Origin of the sequence: Hymenobacter convexus, from assembly GCF_030580955.1 — a bacterium.
GTDB lineage: Bacteria > Bacteroidota > Bacteroidia > Cytophagales > Hymenobacteraceae > Hymenobacter.
Map to the genome: position 1 here is coordinate 516,642 of NZ_JAUQON010000001.1, position 16,729 is coordinate 533,370.

Sequence of the window (16,729 nt, forward strand, 5' to 3'; positions counted from 1 at the left end):
TTAATTTTTCTTCAGCTGTTTCAGCTGCCGCTCAACTACACCAAAATCAACGGCTGAAAAATGAGTAACAAGCTGATTATTTAATTTCTATATTGCTGGCAAGCTGCCGCGCCGCTGCGGCCCCGATTCCCGCAATGCTTATGAAAAACGGCTACTGGCTATTCCTTCTACTGTTCACGCTAACGGCCCGGGGGCAAAACTTCCGCCCATTCCGGCCTGGGGTTGCTTACGAATTCAGCCAAGCGGGCAGCGATTCGCTCTACTCGCTGCGGCTGGAGCGCGGCGGTGAAGGACTGGGAAACGACTCCGCTTATTTCTTCAATTCCCGCGTTGGTCCTAACCTGGGAGCGGTTTCTACGCCGAATTGCCGCTATTGCCGCTATTCGGACAATCTGTTTGGTGGCTATTTAGGCATTCTTCGCGCCGGCAGCATGCAGGTAGAATACCAGTTAGTTTTTGGCGACTATGGCAATCTGCAGTATTTCAGACAGTTCGTGCTGCGCCCGCGCTATCCGCTAAATCAGCCATGGGGGCTATACGGACTGGGAAGTGTCGAAACGGCTAGCGTTACGGCGCGCGGCCTGGCCACAGTGCTGGGGCAAGTCGATTCGGTGGTAACCATCACGTCGTCGGCCGGCAAAGTCTGGCGGCTTAGCAAAAACAATGGCTTGGTAGAAGGCCCTTCGCTGCGCGATGTGCGGCTGCGGACCGCCAGCCGGGTGCGGCAGCTGGTGCTGAGCGCGGTGCCCAGCCGTCGCCTGGGCACCGCGCAGCTCACGCCCCAGGCCATCTACAATTTTCAGCCCGGCGATGCCTTTTGGTACAATGCCTATGACTTTAATCTCGCCGCGCCCGCGCCTTCGCCCTACCTCTACAACTACACGTACGTGGACAGCGTCCTCTCGCGGACGGCCAGCCGCACGGGCGACACGCTGACGTACCGCATTTGGCATTGCGAGTCCAACCGGCAGACTTATCCCCAGATTTTGACAGTAGTCATCTCCAGCCGGACGATGCCCCGCCTGGCCTACGGCACCGGCGAATACGTGCCCAACGGTCCTCAGCAGCCCTCGGGCGGCGTGCTGCGCGATGCCAGCCGTTCGGTACCGTGGAGCCAGCGGGCCGTGTGGCGCTACGATGGCCGTTATAGTTGGAGCGGGGGTAGTTTCAGCACCCCACCCAACGACTCGGTTTGTCTGCAAAGGCCGTGCGTCGACTGCGAGCTTTATGTGACTTACGCTGCCGGGCTGGGCCAAACCAACCGCATTGAATACAATACCTCCTGCTGCACCGTCGCTACCAACCTGATTGGCTACCGCAAAGGCACCGAGCGTTGGGGCACCACCCCGCGGCCGACTTGCCGGCCCCTGGCCGCCGCCGCCCGCCGCCCGGCCGTCACCACAGCCGCTTTCCCCAATCCTTTCGGGGAAGAATTATCCGTCGCCTTCACCCTGGTGCATTCCCAAGCCGTGGCCCTCACGCTGCACGACGGGCTGGGCCGCGTGGTGCTCGCCCGACCCGCGGCACCGTTGCCAGGCGGCAAGCAGCAGCTAGTGCTGCCCACCGCCAGCTTGCCTGCGGGCGTGTACAGCCTGCACCTGCGCTTCGAGGGCGAAGGCCGCACCGAAGTGTTGAGGGTGCTAAAAGCGCAGTAGCCGCGCCCGTTTTTACCACTTCTTGAAAATCACATACACCGCCGCCACCAGCAGCGCGAAGCCGGCCACGTGGTTCCAGCCCAGCTTGTCGGTTTTGAAGATGAACACCGCGCACAGCGTGAACACCGTGAGCGTAATCACCTCCTGAATCACTTTGAGCTGGAAGAGGCTGAATGGGCCGCCGTTTTCCACGAAGCCCAGCCGGTTGGCCGGCACCTGGAAAATGTATTCGAACAAAGCCAGCCCCCAACTCACCATAATGACGCCAAATATGCCCAATTTGGCAAACCAGGCCATTTTCTTGAACAAGTGCAGGTGCCCGTACCAGGCAAACGTCATGAACAGGTTGGAAATGGTGAGCAGGAGGAGGGAGTAAACGCCTTTCATGGTGGACTGGTGGAACAAATTAGAACGTCATGCTGAGCTTGTCGAAGCATCTCTACTGTTGAAGCAATTCAATCGTTGCAACGAAGCGGTAGAGATGCTTCGACTGCGCTCAGCAAGACGTTCTTTTATTTTGTTACCCACCAACTCACCAATCCACCCCATGCCCACGCTCGACCCCGGCATCGGCGAAAAATTCTCGCGCCGCACCCAGCGCGCCATCAACCACGACGGCACCTTCAACGTGCGGCGGCGCGGCGGCCCGCACCAGCACGACCCGTACCAGTGGCTCATCACCATGCCATGGTGGCCGTTTATCGGCGTGGTGGTGGTATTTTTCACGGTGCTGAACGTGGGCTTTGCGCTGGCTTACCTTATACTGGGGCTCGACGACCTGCCCGGCGTGGCGGCCCCGCACGGCTGGTGGCAGGACTTTCTCAGCGCCCTGTTTTTCTCCATTCAAACCTTCACCTCCGTAGGCTACGGGCACGTGTACCCGGGCAGCAACGGCACCGGCTTCCTCTCCAGCGTGGAGGCGTTGGTGGGCGTGCTCACTTTCGCGCTGGCCACGGGTTTGCTCTACGGGCGGTTTTCGCGGCCCACGGCGCGCATTCTGTTCAGCCGCACGGCCCTCATCAGCCGCCGGGCCGACGGCACGCCCTGCTTGCAGTTCCGCATCGCCAACCTGCGCAACAGCATCCTCATCGACCTGCAGGCCCGCGTGCTGCTCAAAACCGTGGACCAAGCCACCCACGACCAGCGCTACGACCTACTACCCCTGGAACGCAGCAGCATCAGCTTCTTCCCCCTCACCTGGACGCTGGTGCACGACATCACCCCGGAAAGCCCCCTCCACGAGCTCCAGCCCGACGATTACGCGCGCCTTGGCATCGAAATCATCATCCAGCTGAAAGGCTACGACGACACCTTTGCCCAGGACGTGCACGCCCGCAACTCCTACACCCACGACGAAATTGAGTGGCACCGCCGCTTCATCCGGGCCTACGAAGTGGGCGATGACGGCATCGCCGTCGTCAACCTGGACCAGGTACACAACACGGAAGCGTTGGGCTAACGCCTGTTTTGCTCCGCAATGACAGGCGGAACCGGTTACTCGTCGTGGCCCGGCGCCGATACCGCCGGCTTCACCGCCAGCTCCTTGGCTTCGCGCTCCAGGCGCTGCTGCTCTTTTTCCGAGGGCGTGTAGGGCAACTGGCGCAAGTCGGGCGAGCCGCCATCTACCCAGCAGGTAAACCAGAAATCGCCGATGAGGGCGGCCGCGTAGCGCATCTGGCGCTCCACCTGCCCGTTGAGGCGGGTGTGGTAGGCCCGGCTGAACTCGCGCGAGTAGGCCCGTACCGTATTATTGCCGCGCTGCTCGTAGCCAAATTTCTGGTCACCCGACATTTGCGCCGTCAGCTGCTTCTCGAACAGGAGTACCGAATCGACGGCGGCGTGCGAGCGAATGACGGCCGCCCAGATGGCATTGGTCGGGTTCTCCAGGTATTCGGCCTTGCCCGAAAACAGGTCGTAATCGGCGCTCAGCAGCTCGGGCAGCCGCGATTCCCACAGCCCGTGGATGCCGCGCTGGCCCGTGAGCTGGCCGTTGTAGTTGCGGGTGGTGTGCAGCGGCACGCAGGCATCGGCCACGTAGTGCCCCAGGTCGGCCGAGAGGCTGAGAATGCGGTCGGTATCCTTGGCCTTAAAGGCGGCCGTGAGCTTGTTTTTCATCGCCACCACGTTCCAGGGCACAATGCCGTGGCGTTGCAGCGAGTCTTCGCCGTAGCGGGCCACGGCATCGGCGTACTTGCGCGGGAGCTTGTACTCGGCGCTGTCGCCGTAGCGGTCCACGTCCAGAAAGTGTTTCGGCGCCTCATCCGGCACCACGGTGCGGCGCGAGTCGGGGCGGGTGGCGTTCACCGTCAGGTAGTCGATGTTGGCCTTGTAAAAGCCAATCATGCCGGGCGGCAAGGTGTACACCGCCAGCCGGTTGAGCAGCCGGTGGCCGAAAAACCCCCACGCCTGCGCCCGATGAGCCACAAACACCAGCGGCAAACAAATCAGCAGAAAGTAACCGTATTTTTTCACGGCTAACAAGATACGGACTTGGCTGCGTAACTAATGCGTAACTAATCAAAGAAATAATATAAAAACTGTCATCCTGAGCGCAGCGAAGGACCTTCTCACGACTGAACAGCGGGCGTTCGAACGTGATAAGGTCCTTCACTACGCTCAGGATGACAAGAAAGGAGGCCTACCGCCGCTTGCCGTCGCCGGCAAACTTCATGCGGTAGTCGTGTTTCACGTCGCCCTTGCTGATGCGGGCCAGCTTGCCCTTCAGCAGCTGCTTCTTGAAGCCCGAGAGCTTATCGGTAAACAGGATGCCTTCCAAATGGTCGTACTCGTGCTGAATGATGCGCGCCGCCATGCCCGAAAACGCTTCTTCGTGCACCTGGCGGTTTTCGTCCTCGTAGCGCAGCACGATGTCCGCGTGGCGCGTCACCAGCTCCCGCACGCCGGGAATGCTGAGGCAACCTTCCTCGAAGCCCCATTCTTCGCCGGTTTCGCTCACCATCTGCGGGTTGATGAAGGCGCGCTTGATACCCTGCTCGGGCACTTCGCCTTCTTCCAGCTCGGCCAGGTCTTCCTCGTCCAGCTCCACCATCGGGGTCGAATCCATCACAAACAGCCGGATGGCCTTGCCAATCTGGGGCGCGGCCAGGCCTACGCCGTGGGCATAGTACATGGTTTCGTACATGTCGGCGATGAGCTGCTGCAGCTCGGCGGCGGGCAGGTCGGCGGGCAGGTTTTTGGCTTTGGTTTTCAGCACGGGGTCGCCGATGGCGACAATGGAGTAAATCATGGCAATGGTCGGTTTTAAAGCAGAGCGGTCATGCTGAGCGCAGTCGAAGCATCTCTACCGCAGTGGTAATCAAACGAAATAGTGTTGCGGTAGAGATGCTTCGACTGCGCTCAGCATGACCGCCAGATTAAAGGTTAAACTTCCCGCATCAGCGGCGATTCAAGAAAAGACTGCAGAATAATAGTGGCGCTGATGCGGTCCACCGTGGCTTTGTCGCGCCGGGCCTTCTGGCCAAGGCCGCCGGCCAGCATGGTGGCGTGCGCCATGCGCGAGGTAAACCGCTCGTCCAGCTCGTGGATGGGCACCTCGGGCAGGGCGCGGCGCAGCGTGCGCAGCAGGCCCACCACGGCGCTGGTCACGTCGGTAGGCTCGTTGAGCAGGGTGCGCGGCATGCCCACCACAATGGCCCGCAGCTGCTCGCGCAGGTGGTAGGCCTGCACGTAGGCCAGCAGGTCCTTGCTATGAATGGTTTCCAGCGGCGAGGCTATCAGGCCCAGCGGGTCGGTCACGGCGAGGCCCACGCGCTTGTTTCCGTAATCGATGGCAAGAATGCGGCCCATGTGCCCGGGGTGATAAAGCGAAAGAGGTGGTAGCAACCAGCGTTGCGGCTGCAAAGATACGGAAGGGGGGAGGGCGGCAATCCAAAGCTCATCCGTTGGCGTAATACACCTCCTGCCAACGCGCCCGCGCTGGCTTTGTAAAAGCCCTAACTCACCGGGAAATAAAACGGATTCATCGAAACAGATTCATGTCGGTATAAATAAAGTTACAAATTGCATTCGAATTTCAATGGCTTATTACGCTGCATTGTAATTGTAATATGGCGGTAAACAGCTGCTTTATTTGCTTTTTGAGAGTAATATGATGGATTTATTTTAGAAATAGCGTTTTGTATTTGTTTGATGCTTTTCAACTAAGAAAATTTCAATAGTTTTGACTTTCATTAAGCGTTATTCTATTCTTACACTTCTATACTTCTAATGTCCGGCCTTTTCTCCGCTGTTCCCAAAAATGGGCGGCCCGCCGCGTCATCGCGGCGCGGCTGGCTTCGACAAGCTGCCTTGCTGGTGCTGGCCATGGGCTGCGGGGTGCTGGTGGCCAACAACCCCTTCCGGCCCTCTTCCGAAAACCCCGACGCTACGGCCCGCGGCTACCTGCGCTTCAAGGAAATCCTGAGCTACGTGGACCGCGACTACGCCGATTCCGTCGACACCGAAGGCCTGGCCGACTACGCCGTGGTGCAGATGCTGGAAAAGCTCGACCCGCACTCCGTTTACATTCCGGCCCGCGACCGGGAAAAAACCGACGCCTTCCTGCAAAGCGACTACGACGGCGTAGGCATCGAATTCAACGTTTTCCGCGATACCATGACGGTGGTGGCCCCGCTCAGCGGCGGCCCGGCCGAGCAAGCCGGCGTGCAGCCCGGCGACCAGATTCTAAGCATCGCCGGCAAGCGCGTGTCGGGCGCCCACCTCAGCACGGCCCGGCTCAGCGAGCTGCTACGGGGCCCGCGCGGCAGCAGCCTCGCCCTGGAGCTGCGCCGCCGGCACCTGGCCCAGCCGCTGCGCCTGAGCATTGCGCGCAGCCGCATTGCCAACTCTTCCATTGATGCGGCCTACCTGGTGGATGACCAAACCGGCTACATCAAGGTGAGCCGTTTTGCTTCGAATACCTACGACGAGTTCAAGGCCGCGCTGGTCGACCTGCGCCGGCAGGGCCTCACGCGCCTCGTGCTCGACCTGCGCGGCAACCCCGGCGGCTACCTCGACCGCGCCACCCGCCTGGCCGATGAGTTCATCGGCGGCTCGCGCAAAATCGTGTACACCGACGGCAAGGGCGAACAGTACGACTCGCAGACCTACGCCAAAGTAGCTGGCGAATTCGAGGAAGGCGCCCTGGTATTGCTGGTGGACGAAGGCAGCGCCTCGGCCGCCGAAGTGGTGGCCGGCGCCCTGCAAGACCACGACCGCGCCATTCTAGTGGGCCGCCGCACCTTCGGCAAGGGCCTCGTGCAGCAGCCCATTGCCTTGAGCGACGGCGGCGAGCTGCGTCTCACCATTGCCCGCTACTACACGCCGGCGGGCCGCTCCATTCAGAAGCCCTACGGCGCCAACTACGCCGAATACAGCGCCGACGTGGCCAACCGCGCCGCCCGCGGCGAGCTGCAGTCGGCCGACAGCATTCGCTTTGCCAAGGAGTTGAAATTCCGTACCGACCACGGCCGGGTGGTGTACGGCGGCGGCGGCATCATGCCCGATGTATTCGTGCCGCAGGATTCGGTGGCGCACTCGGCTTACTACACCAAGCTGCTGGCCCACGGCGTGGCCCGCGCCTTCGCCCTGAACTTTTACCAAGGCCACAAAGCCGAGCTGGAGGGCCTGCGCTTCGAGCAGTTCAACGCCACGTTCCGCATCTCCGATGCGCAACTGCTGAGCCTCGCTGCCCAGGCCGCTCAGGACGGCGTGAAGGCCGATGTGGCCACCGTACGCCGCTGCGCGCCGCTGCTGCGCAATCAGCTCAAAGCTTACATCGCCCGCAGCGCCTACGGCTTGGTGCCCTACTACACCGTGCTGCGCGAGCAGGACGCCGAATTGCAAAGCGCCCTGCACGCTGTGAGCGACAGCTCGGCCCAGTTGGCGCTGCTGGGGAAGTAGGGTAGGGGGGCACTGCTTCGTCGCGCTGGCAATGACGGGAGGTACTCGTAACTTCACGGGCCCAACCCACCCCTGAAATCCCACCCCGAACCATGTCGCATTACCACCGCCTCGGCCAGATTCCGCGCAAACGCCACACCCAGTTCCGGCAGCCCGATGGCTCCTTGTATTCGGAGCAGCTGGTGGGCACGCTGGGTTTTCACGGCGTGTCGTCGCTGCTCTACCACGTGCACCCGCCCACCCAGATTAAGCACGTGGGCGAGCCCCGGCCCTTCGCGCCCAAGCTACTGAAGGACCGGCCGCTGCAGCCCGAGCACCTGCGCACGCTGGCCCAAACCACCACCGGCGGCGACTACCTGGCCGCCCGCCAAACGCTGCTCGGCAACGCCGACGTGACGATGAGCATCTGCAACCCGACGGAGAAGCAGATGAGCTACTACTACAAAAATGCCCAGGCCGACGAGGTGATTTTCGTGCACGAAGGCCGGGGTGAGCTGTGGAGCCAGATGGGCAAAGTGGCCTTCGAGCCCGGCGACTACGTGGTGGTGCCGCGCACGGTCATCCACCAGCTGCATTTCGAGGAAGGCCCGGTGCGCCTGATGATTGTGGAGTCGTTCAGCCCCGTGGAAACGGTGCGGCGCTACCGCAACCACTTCGGCCAGCTGCTGGAGCACTCGCCCTACTGCGAGCGCGACATGCGCCCGCCGAGCGAACTGATTACCGAGGAGTTTCCGGAAGGCGACTACCTCGTGCAGGTCAAGAAAGAAGGCCTGCTGCACCAGCTCACCTACGCGCATTGCCCCTTTGATGTGGTGGGCTGGGACGGGTACTTCTACCCTTATGCCTTTAGTATTCACGATTTCGAGCCCATCACCGGGCGCCTGCACCAGCCGCCGCCCGTGCACCAGACGTTTGAGGGGCATAACTACGTGATTTGCTCCTTTGTGCCGCGCTTGTTCGACTACCACCCGCTCAGCATTCCGGCGCCCTACAACCACTCCAACGTCGATTCCGACGAGGTGCTGTACTACGTGGCCGGCAATTTCATGTCGCGCAAGGGCGTCGATTTGGCTTCCTTCACCTGGCACCCCACGGGGCTGCCCCACGGCCCGCACCCGGGCACCGTGGAGGCCAGCATTGGCAAGAAAGAAACCCACGAGCTGGCGGTGATGGTGGACACTTTCCGCCCGCTCTACCTCACCGAAACGGCGTTGCCCTATGTGGACTCGCGCTACCCCATGAGCTGGAACCCCGGCTTCGTGCCCGACCCGCCCAAGTCGGCCGACATGATGGACTAACGGCCGGGCCGGCGGAACTTACCAGCTCGTCCTTTTCGTATACATAGCCAACTTACTCTATAGACCATGAAAAAAATCCTCCTCCTAGCACCGCTGTTGTTGTTTCTGGCCGTTGTGGGCTGTAAGAAAGTTGACCAGCTGCTGACCTTCACCGTCGATACGTCGCAGAGCGTGGTTATTCCGGGCTATTTCGTCAACGCCCAGCTGCCGGCCGTGACGGTGACCACCAATTCGGCTGATTCCTTTAAGAACAACAAGACTTCGAAGGACAAGGTAAAGGACGTGTACCTCGACCAGATGGTGCTGACCGTGACCAACCCGGCCAACTCCAACTTCGATTTTCTCAACAAGCTGGATGTGTTCATCAACACCCCCAATACCAACAACAAGATTCTGCTGGCCAGCATCACCAACGTGCCCAAAGGCGTGAACTCCATCAAACTGGACCCCACCAAGGCCCGCCTCGATGAGTACCTGAAAGCCGATACCTACCAGCTCACCGTAAATGCTACCCTGAACGGTTTCAATGCCAACGACTTCACCGTGCGCTCCGACGCCCGCTTCAAGGTGACGGCCGACCCGCTGTAAGGGTATTGTGAAGCGTGTAATAAAAAAGCCGGCCTGTGAGGGCCGGCTTTTTTGTTGGCTGAGAGGGCATTCAGGAATGTCGCACTGAGTAAAAGGTCGTCATGCTGAGCGGAGTCGAAGCATCTCTACCGCAACAGTAATTCCTGTTTATTGGATTGCGTTGCGCGGTAGAGATGCTTCGACTCCGCTCAGCATGACATTCTCAATTTCTGCCGGATGGCCAGCACCCTACTTCACCACCGCAATGCGGTTGTAGTGGTCCATCATCTTGGCAATGTCGGCGGGGCGGGTGTAATCGAGGTGCTGGGCGGTGGCAAAGCTGCGCACGTCGTTCGACCGGCTGCCAAAGAGGCGCAGCACCGCCGATTCGGTGGGTTCGAGGGGGCGCAGGGGCTCGGTGCCCACGGTGCCGGGGCCGGCCAGCAGGGTGCCCACCAGCGGACGCTTGCTGTTGGGCGTGGCGTCGGCGGGGGTGTAGAGCCAGGCCAGCAGCAGCGGGCCGGCATCGATGGCGGTGATGACTTCCACGTATTCGCGGCGGGTGCCGGCGCTGCCCTCCTTCACCAGGCGCGAGCGGAAGCGGCGCAGGGGCGCGGCCGGGTCGCCGGCCTCGCCGAGGTCGAAGCCCCGCAGGCTGCCCGCGGGCCACAGGTGCGTCGCTTCCAGGTCGATGGAGTCCTGGGCTTCGAGCAGGTGCAGTCCGGCGTGGTAGCGCAGGCCGGGCACCAGCAGGGTACGGCCATCGGCGGTGCGCAACGAGCCCAGCTGAAAGCCCTGGCCACCCACAAACCCACTGGTTTGCTGCTTAAGCGAAGCCCGATAGCCTTCGGCGGTCGGGCCGGTGTTGGCTTGCTGGTAGGCCACGCGGGCGTCGGCCACATCACGCGAGGTTTGGGCAGCGGCGGTGCCCGCGCCCGCTATGGCCAGGAAAAAGGCAAATAAATAAGAAGAGGTTTTCACTGCTACTGATGACAAAAGACAAGCTAAAAAGGGGTACAAATTTACGACATTATCGGCGTTGATAATGCAAGCAATGTGCCATCGGATGGTGCCTTATCAGCTGAATTTCACCTACTCAGCCCGCGGATATGGCTATTTGCCCTGCTGGTTGTAGTATTCCACCATGCGCAGCACCTGGGCCAGGTCGGTGTAGCGCAGTCCTTCCTTGGCGGCATAGGCCTCGACCTGCGCCGCGCGGGTGCCAAACAGCCGCGATACCTCCTTGCGGTTGAGCGCCACCGGCCGCAGCGGGTCCTGCGGCGTGGCCGCCGAGCCGGCCAGCACCACCTGGCCAATTTCGGTGCGGGCCGGCCGGGTTTCGGTGTGCAGCACAGGGTCCATCACGGCGTCGTCGTGCACGTAGTGGTGCAGCACGGCCAGGATGAGAAAGGCGTTGTCGTCGGCCGTGAGCATTTCCACGAAGTTGCGCTCGGTGCCGCCGTTGCGCACCATGAAGGTGCGGAAATGCCGCGTGTCGGCCCCGCGGCCCAAGTAAAAGCCGTCGAGGCTGCCCGGGGGCCACACGTGGCTGCCGGTCGAGTCGCGCACTTCGAGCAGGTGCAGGGCCACGTTGTATTTCATGGCCGGCACCCGCACGCGGCGCTTGTTGGGCAGCACCAGCACGCCGGGCTGGTCGATGCTGACGAGGTAGGCCTCCGGCGCGTTGATGAGGTCTTTGCGCATGCGCTCCAGCGCGCCCGGCGAGTTGGCCTGCTGGTAAATCCCGAGCGCCACTTCGCCAAGGTCGCGCGAGTAGGTGGGCTGGGCCTGGGCCACAGTCAACAGGCCGCTCATAACAAGGGCCAGCCCGGCCAGGAGGAGGGTAGTGGGTAGTTTCATGGAAAGAAAGTATTATTTTTTGTGGGTTTGTCATCCTGAGCGCAGCGAAGGACCTTATCACGTCTGAACAGATTAGCGTTCAGACGTGATAAGGTCCTTCGCTACGCTCAGGATAACCGCCTTTTCAACCTTATAGGAATTTACCGGTTGCGGCCGTACTGCTCGTGGCTACTCACCCAGTCGGAGCTCGAAATGGCGGCTCCCAGGCTCAACTCGCCGGCCAAAACCACGCCAGCGACGATTTCGGCAAACTTGCGCACCGTGCCGCGGCCCACGCAGCCCAGCATCTGCAGGCTCTCGTTTTGGGTGGCCAGGCCGGTGCCGCCGCCGTGCGTGGCCACGATGAGCGAGGGAATGGTGATGCTGATGTACAAATCGCCCTCCGGCGTCACTTCCGAATACAGAATGCCGGCCGAGGACTCGCTCACGTTGGCCACGTCCTGCCCCGTGGCGATGAACATGGCCGTGATGCCGTTGGCCGAATGCGCGCCGTTGTTGTTGGCGCCCGAAATGAACGCGCCCACGTTGCTCACCTGGCCGTGGTAGGCCAGCTGCTCGGGTGTCACGCGCATGCGCTGCATCAGCACGTCGCGCTTCACCACGGCTTCGGCCACCACGCGCTTGCCACGGGTGCGCATCACGTTGATTTGCGAGGCCTTTTTGTCGGTGGCGAAGTTTGATTCAAGGTAGAAATGCTCGATTTTCGGGCCTTTGTAATTCTCCAGAATCCAGGAGCAGGCGGCGAAGGTGGCGCGGCCCACCATGTTCTGGCCCGCGGCGTCGCCGGTGCTGAAATTGAAGCGCAGATAAGCGAATTTGTTGCTCAGGTACGTGTCGATGTACTGCAGCTTGGCCACGCTCGACGTGCTTTCGGCCTGTGGCCGAATTTGGTCAATCTGCTCCTCAATCCAGCGGCCAAAATCCCGCGCCCCGCGCGCATCGCTGAACACGAACACCGGCGCCCGCTGCATGGCGTCGCCAATGACGGTGCATTTCACGCCGCCGCACAGGTTGAGCACCTGCATGCCGCGGTTGTAGCTGGCCACCAAGGTTCCCTCGGTGGTGGCCATCGGAATCAGGAAATCGCCCTGCGCGTGCTCGCCGTTCACCGTCAGCGGCCCGGCCAGGCCCACCGGAATCTGGGCCACGCCCATGAAATGCTCGCAGTTGCCCTGCAGCATGTGGGCATCGAAAGAATAGTTTTTGAGGTGCTTGAACTGCTTGCCCGAGAACTCCTCGGCAAAGCGTTGGCGGGCCGCAATGGCCGCCTCGGAGTAGTCGTCTTCCTCGGAGCGCGGGATGCGCGGCTTGTGGTTGGCGGCACTCACAATGGCATCTTCCACTTCCACGTGCAGGTCGCCGAAGGCATCGGTCGAGAACCAGGCCTGCACCGCGTGCATGCCCTCGGACAGGGCCGGCGTATCGAGCCGAATGATGAGGGTGCGGCCCACCGGCAGGTCGATGGCCTGGCCGTCAGCGTCAATCTGAGAGGCGGGACGCTGCTCGCCGTCGCCCATATCCACCGTTATTTTCTCGGCCGGCACCACCACCTCGCCAATCTGCACCTGCCGGAAGCCGGTGACTTTCACGTTGTCGAGCCGGTTTTTGATGCTGAAGGCCACGCCCGCTTGCTCGGGCAGGTTGTGCAGGCTGCCGCGCGTGTAGAGCAGCTTGAGGAGCATGGGGCTGGGGGTGAAGACCATCGGAAAGGTGGGATTGAGGAGATGAATGGATGAGGTGTGCCGGGAAGTGAAGGTGGCAATATTTGGCTGGAATGTCCAAATATTGCCCAAATCCTACTGCCAGCAAAAGGTGATGGGTATCCTAAAGCTGACACTTACCGCGCGGCCCTGCTGGCGGCCGGGCGTGAAGCGCGGCAGCGCCCTCACCGCATGCACCACGGCCGAGTCGACGCGGCGGTCGATGCTTTTGTGGATGCGTACGCCCCGCACCTGGCCGGCCTCCGTCACCGTAAATCCGACCACCACCCGGCTGCTTTCCGGGTAATTCCCATGAAAGAGCGGAATGTGGATGGCCTTCTGAATAAGCGCTACCATGGCTGCATTGCCGCCACCGCCGGGTGGCTGGGGCATTTGTTCCACGTAGGTATACACGTTGGTCACTGGTGGGGCAGCTACCGCTTTAGGAGTCTGCCCCCGGGCCAAGCCGGCGGCTAAAGTGGCCGTGAGCAGGATGAGCCACCGGTGTGCCATGGTTGCCTGGGGAATGAATGAACCGCGAGGGGCTTTGATTAATTATCACTTCATCTTGAATGTAACCGGAACGACCATGTCCACCGCTACGGGTTTGCCGTTTTGCCGGCCCGGTTTGAAGTTGGGCATGATGCGCAGCACCCGCAACACTTCCGCGTCGAAGAAGGGCTGCAGGCTTTTTACGATTTTGGGGTGGCACACCCGGCCACTTGCGTCCACGGTGAACGAGGCAAAGACCCGGCCCTGGGCCTGAACGATTTTCCCGTCTTGCCGGGGCCAGACCACCTGCTGCTGAATAAACTTAACCACCTCCCTATTGCCGCCGCCCCGAAAAGAGGGCATTTTCTCAATGACGGCGCCATAAACTTGGTTTAGGTGTTGCGCCGATTCAGCGGAATCGCGTTTGACGGCGGCCAGCCGCTCGCTCCGGTTTTTTGCAATTTCCTGGGTGTAATCAATTCCCCGCCGCACCTGCGCCAGCGCATCCCGCGCGCTCAGCCCCTGGCCCACCACCAGCACCAGCGCCACCACAAACCAGCGCAGCCGCCGCGACAGCGTGGGCACGGGGGCTACTTGCTGCCGCCGAAAGCTGCCGCACACCCGCCCGTCGGGCGAGGTGGCGCGGGCGGCGGCCAGGGCGGCCACGGGGTCGGTGCTTTGGCTGAAATCCTGCACCACGCGCTGGCACTGGCCGCAGAAATGGCCCGCCGGATGCGCGACCAAGGCGGCCCTGTCGACGGAGCAAGGGCTTAGCACCGCATTGAATGTGGGTAGTTGCAGGAGCATAGAAAAGAATGTTACGCCATTTTGGGGACCACCTGAAACGGGCACGGCCAACGGGCTAACGCTGGCGGCCGGCTGTTTAGCACGCGGGCCGGGCAGCTAAGTTTGGGCCGTTAAGGTATTTAGCGGGGCTGACCGTCGGCAGGGGCCGGGCCGGGGTACCGTTCACAATCTGTTCACCCAGCGAGCCCGTAGTTTGCTCCTTAAAACTCCTGCGTGCCGCTCCGGTTACTACCCGCTGCGTAGCCTCCGAAACCGCTGCCGGCGGGCCAGCGGCTACGCCCCACGTATTACCTTTGCGCGTCGGCCGGAACCCCTGCCGGCCGCCTCTATTCTGCTATGGCTTTATCTGCTGACTACCCACGCTTTACCCTCGGCAACGCCCTCACGGCCGAGCAACGGGCTTTTTTCGCTAAATACGGTTTCCTTCATTTTCGCCCTTTCGCCTCCCCCGAATACGTTCAGCAAATTCTGAAAGCCACCCAGGACGTGCAAGCCAAATGGCTGGCCGAGGGCGTGGAAAAAGTTAACGGCGTGCCCATCAAGTACGGGCACGACGTGGACGGCTCGCGCATCGTGCAGCGTTTCGCGTTTGCCTCGCAGCACAGCGACGTATTGCACAAACTGCTGCAGGACGACCGGTTCAAAGCCCTGTTCCCGCTGCTTGAAGCCGAGGGCGGCCGGGTGGGCGAAAACGAGAAAGACGGCCTCGTGGTGAACCACTACGTGAACGTGGAAGGCTCCGAATTCAGCCAGATGGGCTGGCACACCGACTCGCTGCGCGACGTGTTCTACGGCAAGCGCATCGGGCCCATGCTCAACGTGGGCCTGCACCTCGACGGCACCAAGGCCACCAACGGCGGCCTGCGCGTGATACCCGGCACCCACCGCCAGGGCCTGCACAAGATGCTGTTTCGCAAGAAGTACTACAAGGACGTCTTCTACGACCCCAACGAAGTGGCCATCGAAACCGAACCCGGCGACCTCACCGTGCACGACGGCCGCATGTGGCACCGCGTGGCCCAGTCGCCGCTCATCGGTGCCGAAAGCCGCCGCCGGGTGATGTACGTGCCCATCATCGCGGGCAAGTACCAGCCCAAAAGCGAAGACAGCCCCACGCCGTTCTACCTGCGCTTCCTGCACCTGGTGAAATAGGGTAGGTCTAGCGGAACGTCATGCTGAGCGAAGTCGAAGCATCTCGCGTGCCGAAGTAATCCAATTGATTGAGTTAGTGGTGGCACGCGAGATGCTTCGACTTCGCTCAGCATGACGTTCTAACTATCTCAGAAACATGTACGCACTCGTTACCGGCGCTTCGCGCGGCATTGGCCGCGCCATTGCCCTTCTGCTGGCCCGGCGCGGCTACGACCTGCTGCTGGTTGCCCGCTCCGAAGACCAACTCACCGCCCTGGCCGACGAAATTGGTCGGAAGCACCAGCGCCAGGCCCGCCTGCTGGCCCTCGACCTGGCCGCCCCCGGCGCCGCCGAAACCGTGGCCGCCTGGGCCACCCAGCAAACCGAGCAACTGGCGGTGCTGGTGAACAACGCCGGCTACGGCCTCTGGGGCCGCTTCGAGCAACTCAGTATGCCCGAGCAACAGAACATGATGCAGTTGAATATGGCCCTGCCCGTGGCCCTTACCCATGCCCTGCTACCGGCTTTGCACCAAGCGCCCAAAGCCTACATCCTGAACGTGGCCAGCACCGCCGCCTACCAGGCCGTGCCCTCGCTCTCGCTCTACGCGGCCAGCAAGGCATTTTTGCTGAGCTTCAGCCGCGGCCTGCGCTACGAGCTGAAGGCGAGCAACGTGTCCGTCACCTGCCTGAGCCCCGGCGCCACCACCACCAGCTTCGCCGACCGCGCCGGCATGGGCGCCGAGCTGCAGGCCACCGCCAACAAGGTGTCGATGACGCCCGAAGCCGTGGCCGAAGCCGCCGTGAGCGGCCTGTTGTCCGGCGAGGCCGAAATCATCCCCGGCGTGCTCAACAAGGTATCGGCCGGCCTCACCAGCGTGGTGCCTAAGGGCATCGTGGAGAAAATAGCGGCCGGGATTTATGAGAAGTATTTGTAGGCATGGGCTATCATTTTGAGCCCGGTCTCATAAAAATAAAAGCCCCAAGTCTGAGTGGATTTGGGGCTTTTATTTTTATGAATCAGGACGTTTTTTGGAGGCCACCGGGTTTGCGAAACTCATCTACTTGGCGCGTTTCCTAAACTTAGATTTGTAGACGGGTTTCGTAAACTCACCAAGTGCCGCAGTAGCTTGCCGGCACCTAGTAGCGGACTGCTGCTAGTGGTGCTAGTGGTTGGAGAAAAGGAGCGAAAAGCAAGCAGGTAACCCGGCGGTTGTTGCCCATCGCTCTATCTTCGTCGGATTAACAGATGTTTTGTGAGTAGTTTGGAATTGAAACGCCTTTTTTAACTTGGGCCGTCGCCGGCTCTTTTTCCTGAC

16 protein-coding genes are annotated in these 16,729 nt (G+C 61.4%); 7 read left to right on the top strand and 9 right to left on the bottom strand.

Annotated features, from left to right (window positions below; translation table 11 throughout):
- The first annotated feature begins 140 nt into the window (after nt 1-140).
- Nucleotides 141-1,655, top strand: a complete 1,515-nt coding sequence (locus Q4S41_RS01965) for a hypothetical protein (RefSeq protein WP_305029452.1) — start codon at nt 141-143, stop codon at nt 1,653-1,655.
- Between the two features lie 12 nt (nt 1,656-1,667).
- Here Q4S41_RS01965 and Q4S41_RS01970 read toward each other — a convergent pair whose 3' ends face one another.
- Entirely contained in the window at nt 1,668-2,042 is a 375-nt protein-coding gene (locus tag Q4S41_RS01970; RefSeq protein ID WP_305029453.1) for a DMT family protein, read from the bottom strand.
- 160 nt (nt 2,043-2,202) lie between these two features.
- Here Q4S41_RS01970 and Q4S41_RS01975 point away from each other — a divergent pair, with 160 nt between their 5' ends.
- Nucleotides 2,203-3,114 (top strand): ion channel, encoded by a 912-nt coding sequence (locus tag Q4S41_RS01975; RefSeq protein ID WP_305029454.1) that lies wholly within the window; start codon nt 2,203-2,205, stop codon nt 3,112-3,114.
- Nucleotides 3,115-3,149: 35 nt separating this feature from the next.
- On the opposite strand, the gene Q4S41_RS01980 is transcribed toward Q4S41_RS01975, so the two are convergent.
- The 3 genes from Q4S41_RS01980 to ruvX all read right to left on the bottom strand — a co-directional run bounded on the left by Q4S41_RS01980 (nt 3,150) and on the right by ruvX (nt 5,462).
- Nucleotides 3,150-4,127, bottom strand: coding sequence for a zinc dependent phospholipase C family protein (locus Q4S41_RS01980; RefSeq protein ID WP_305029455.1), 978 nt, complete (start codon nt 4,125-4,127; stop codon nt 3,150-3,152).
- A gap of 166 nt (nt 4,128-4,293) precedes the next feature.
- Nucleotides 4,294-4,902 carry a peptide deformylase gene (gene def, locus Q4S41_RS01985; protein WP_305029456.1) on the bottom strand — a complete coding sequence of 203 codons (609 nt, stop codon included), beginning with the start codon at nt 4,900-4,902 and terminating at the stop codon, nt 4,294-4,296.
- A gap of 134 nt (nt 4,903-5,036) precedes the next feature.
- A complete protein-coding gene (gene ruvX, locus Q4S41_RS01990; protein ID WP_305029457.1) occupies nt 5,037-5,462 on the bottom strand; it encodes a Holliday junction resolvase RuvX in 426 nt (141 codons plus the stop codon).
- Nucleotides 5,463-5,882: 420 nt separating this feature from the next.
- Between ruvX and Q4S41_RS01995 the strand changes: the two genes are divergently transcribed.
- The 3 genes from Q4S41_RS01995 to Q4S41_RS02005 all read left to right on the top strand — a co-directional run bounded on the left by Q4S41_RS01995 (nt 5,883) and on the right by Q4S41_RS02005 (nt 9,442).
- Complete coding sequence (locus Q4S41_RS01995; protein ID WP_305029458.1) at nt 5,883-7,556, top strand: S41 family peptidase; 1,674 nt, start codon at nt 5,883-5,885, stop codon at nt 7,554-7,556.
- Between the two features lie 92 nt (nt 7,557-7,648).
- Nucleotides 7,649-8,854, top strand: coding sequence for a homogentisate 1,2-dioxygenase (locus tag Q4S41_RS02000; protein WP_305029459.1), 1,206 nt, complete (start codon nt 7,649-7,651; stop codon nt 8,852-8,854).
- Between the two features lie 66 nt (nt 8,855-8,920).
- Entirely contained in the window at nt 8,921-9,442 is a 522-nt protein-coding gene (locus tag Q4S41_RS02005; RefSeq protein WP_305029460.1) for a hypothetical protein, read from the top strand.
- Between the two features lie 228 nt (nt 9,443-9,670).
- Here the strand turns inward: Q4S41_RS02005 and Q4S41_RS02010 are convergent, their stop codons facing one another.
- The 5 genes from Q4S41_RS02010 to Q4S41_RS02030 form a co-directional block, all read right to left on the bottom strand.
- Complete coding sequence (locus tag Q4S41_RS02010; RefSeq protein ID WP_305029461.1) at nt 9,671-10,402, bottom strand: hypothetical protein; 732 nt, start codon at nt 10,400-10,402, stop codon at nt 9,671-9,673.
- A 132-nt stretch (nt 10,403-10,534) separates the two neighbouring features.
- The gene (locus Q4S41_RS02015) at nt 10,535-11,281 is read right to left on the bottom strand and encodes a hypothetical protein (RefSeq protein ID WP_305029462.1); all 747 of its coding nucleotides are present in this window, start codon (nt 11,279-11,281) and stop codon (nt 10,535-10,537) included.
- Between the two features lie 140 nt (nt 11,282-11,421).
- Complete coding sequence (locus tag Q4S41_RS02020) at nt 11,422-12,984, bottom strand: hydroxymethylglutaryl-CoA reductase (RefSeq protein WP_305029463.1); 1,563 nt, start codon at nt 12,982-12,984, stop codon at nt 11,422-11,424.
- A 93-nt stretch (nt 12,985-13,077) separates the two neighbouring features.
- Entirely contained in the window at nt 13,078-13,494 is a 417-nt protein-coding gene (locus Q4S41_RS02025; RefSeq protein ID WP_305029464.1) for a TonB family protein, read from the bottom strand.
- A 45-nt stretch (nt 13,495-13,539) separates the two neighbouring features.
- Nucleotides 13,540-14,280: an energy transducer TonB gene (locus Q4S41_RS02030; RefSeq protein WP_305029465.1), complete on the bottom strand. Its 741-nt coding sequence runs from the start codon at nt 14,278-14,280 to the stop codon at nt 13,540-13,542.
- Between the two features lie 336 nt (nt 14,281-14,616).
- On the opposite strand from Q4S41_RS02030, the gene Q4S41_RS02035 reads away from it, so the two are divergent.
- Both Q4S41_RS02035 and Q4S41_RS02040 read left to right on the top strand, forming a co-directional pair.
- Nucleotides 14,617-15,432: a phytanoyl-CoA dioxygenase family protein gene (locus Q4S41_RS02035; protein ID WP_305029466.1), complete on the top strand. Its 816-nt coding sequence runs from the start codon at nt 14,617-14,619 to the stop codon at nt 15,430-15,432.
- 136 nt (nt 15,433-15,568) lie between these two features.
- Nucleotides 15,569-16,348 (top strand): SDR family NAD(P)-dependent oxidoreductase, encoded by a 780-nt coding sequence (locus tag Q4S41_RS02040; RefSeq protein WP_305029467.1) that lies wholly within the window; start codon nt 15,569-15,571, stop codon nt 16,346-16,348.
- Nucleotides 16,349-16,729: the final 381 nt, after the last annotated feature.